This window comes from Mesorhizobium sp. M7A.F.Ca.US.006.04.2.1, assembly GCF_004022915.1.
Lineage (GTDB): Bacteria > Pseudomonadota > Alphaproteobacteria > Rhizobiales > Rhizobiaceae > Mesorhizobium > Mesorhizobium ciceri.
Genome location: NZ_RZQA01000917.1, coordinates 1 through 2,388, shown reverse-complemented (window position 1 = coordinate 2,388; position 2,388 = coordinate 1). Strand labels below are relative to the sequence as shown.

At 63.1% G+C, this 2,388-nt stretch carries 2 protein-coding genes and 2 pseudogenes; all 4 read right to left on the bottom strand.

Annotated features, from left to right (window positions below; translation table 11 throughout):
• Positions 1-201: 201 nt before the first annotated feature.
• Complete coding sequence (locus EN925_RS32155; RefSeq protein ID WP_127371751.1) at positions 202-945, bottom strand: SDR family oxidoreductase; 744 nt, start codon at positions 943-945, stop codon at positions 202-204.
• Positions 946-976: 31 nt separating this feature from the next.
• Complete coding sequence (locus EN925_RS32150) at positions 977-1,372, bottom strand: cupin domain-containing protein (RefSeq protein WP_127370528.1); 396 nt, start codon at positions 1,370-1,372, stop codon at positions 977-979.
• Positions 1,373-1,392: 20 nt separating this feature from the next.
• Positions 1,393-1,805: pseudogene (locus EN925_RS32145) on the bottom strand (cyclophilin-like fold protein).
• Between the two features lie 53 nt (positions 1,806-1,858).
• Positions 1,859-2,388: pseudogene (locus EN925_RS32140) on the bottom strand (MFS transporter); the annotation flags it as partial.

The window sequence follows — 2,388 nt, the reverse complement described above, 5'->3', positions numbered from 1 at the left end:
ACTACCGAATCCCAGATTGTGGCTGACGTGCAGTGGAAGAACAGGCAACGCTGCGCCGATGACAACAAACCCGGCCAACACCGCCCCCATGCTTGGCAGCAGGGTAACCGCGACCGAACGCAATGGTGTTGACGATGTCGGCAGGTGTGTCATTCGTCGAAGCAATCTGATGACGTTAGTTGGCGGAGGCTTCAGTTCGGATCACCAGGGTTGGTTGGCGGGCCCGACAGTGAACTCGTTGATCGTGGTGTCTTCCGGTGCATCGATGGCGAACGCAACGACGTCAGCGATCCGGTCCGGCGAGATTCCGTATTTGTCATAGGTGTTCTGCATCGCGGCGGCCGTACCTTCGTCGCTGATCGTTTCAAGCAGCTCCGTGTTGATCGCGGCCGGATAGATGGTCGCGGTGCGGATGTTAGTGCCTTCCATGGCGGACTCCATGCGCAGCACTTCCATGAAGTCGCGCACGAACCATTTCGTGCCTCCGTAGACCGCGCCGTTCGGGTAGGCCTTGAGCCCGGCGACTGAAGAGGTGGCGATGATGTGTCCGGATTTGCGTGCTAGGAACTCCGGCAGCACCGCGGCGACGCCGTTCAGGACGCCCTTGACGTTCACGTCGACCATCTGGTGCCAGTCGTCGGTCTTCAGTGCCGATAGTGGCGAGATCGGCATGAGGCCAGCGTTCAGGAACATGACGTCGACGCGGCCGAACGCGTTCCTGGCCAACTCGACGATAGCGTCGTTGTCGGACTGCTTTGTCACGTCCAGTTCCTTGTAGGCCGCCTGACCGCCGTTGTTCGCGATCTCGTCGACGATCCGCTTCAGCTTGTCAGCGCGCCGCGCGCCAAGCACGACCTTGGCGCCTTTGTTCGCGAGCAGCTTCGCGGTTGCCTCACCGATGCCCGATGAAGCTCCGGTGATGATTACGACCTTGTCCTTGATCATGGCAGTTCTCCAAAGTTGATGGTTTGATTTCTCAGGCACCGTATTGTGCGTCCGTCAAATGCTCCATCCAGTCGACGACCTTACCGTCCTTAACCTCCTGGAGCGCGATATGGCTCATCGCTGTCTTGGGCGACGCCCCATGCCAGTGCTTCTCTCCCGGCGCGAACCAGACGACGTCACCGGGCCTAATCTCCTCGACCGGGCCTCCCTCGCGCTGCACGCGGCCTCGGCCGGAGGCGACGATCAGCGTCTGGCCAAGCGGATGAGTATGCCAAGCCGTGCGCGCGCCGGGCTCGAAGGTCACCTGAGCGCCTTGGACTCGCGCGGCGTCGAAAGGGTTGAAGAGCGGATCGATCCGCACCGTGCCGGTGAACCAGTCAGCCGGTCCCTTGCCGGAAGCCCTGCTGCCCGCGCGAAGAATGTCCATCATTGATCTCCCTTGTGTCCTCAGATGCGTTCGATGCGGAGCGAGAACTCGCCGCGCACATGCAGGGCCTGCTCGCCCTCGTCGAAACGGCCGAGCCTGATCAGCCCGGGGTGGCGGTAGTCATCGTAGAACATCGCCAGGTTGCCCCAGGGCATGAAATAGCAGAGGTCATAGGGCTGCTCGTTGGCGAACGACCGCTTCCCTCCTCCGTTAGCTTGCGCGGCAGATAGGCAATCTTCTCGTTATGCGCGTAGTCCTCGATCTTGAGGTCCAGCGGCAGCATGGAGAAGAAGTCGCGCTCCGACGGATTGTCGTAGAGCGTGGCGGTCATGGTGCGGCCGTTAAAAGTCATCCCTATCTTCATGTCGCAGGGCTCCTGGCTGACTGGGGCCTTGCTCTCTCGGCTGGCGGCTGCGCGCGGCAAGGCCGTCACCGCGAGCGCGGCGCCGAGCAATGTCCGGCGGCTGAGCGTCGCATGCTCGATGATCACTGCGAGGATCTCCGGGCCATATGCGATGCGGCGAAGGCGGCGAGCGCCGATCCGCAGAGCAACACCGAGCCAAAAGTGAACGCTCCCCACCAGCCGACCGTATCGAAGAGCGTGCCGCCGATGGCGGCGCCCCCGGTGATGGCGAGCTGGATGACGGCGACCTGCAGCCCGCCGCCAGCCTCCGCGTCGTCCGGCAACGTGCGGCTGAGCCACGTGCCCCAACCAACGGGCGCGGCCGTGCCGAAGAAACCCCAGGCAACGAGCAGCAGCGCTGTGGGAACTGGCGAGGCGCCGAGGGCGACGAGCGCAACTGCTAGCGCGGCCATGACCAGCGGGATGACTATGAGAATGCCGAACAGGCGCGTCCGCAAACGCCGGCCGACGCACCAGGTACCGAGGACCCCCGCCAGCCCCATCGCCAGCAGGATCGCCGAAAGCGCGGCGATATCAAGCCGGGTGACGCTCTCGAGGAAGGGGCGCAGATAGGTGAAAAGCGCGAACTGGCCCATGAACAGCATCATGATCG

Bases quoted from the DNA above. Each gene is read 5' to 3' on its own strand.
- EN925_RS32155 (WP_127371751.1), bottom strand. From the start codon at position 945: ATGATCAAGGACAAGGTCGTAATCATCACCGGAGCTTCATCGGGCATC.
- EN925_RS32150 (WP_127370528.1), bottom strand. From the start codon at position 1,372: ATGGACATTCTTCGCGCGGGCAGCAGGGCTTCCGGCAAGGGACCGGCT.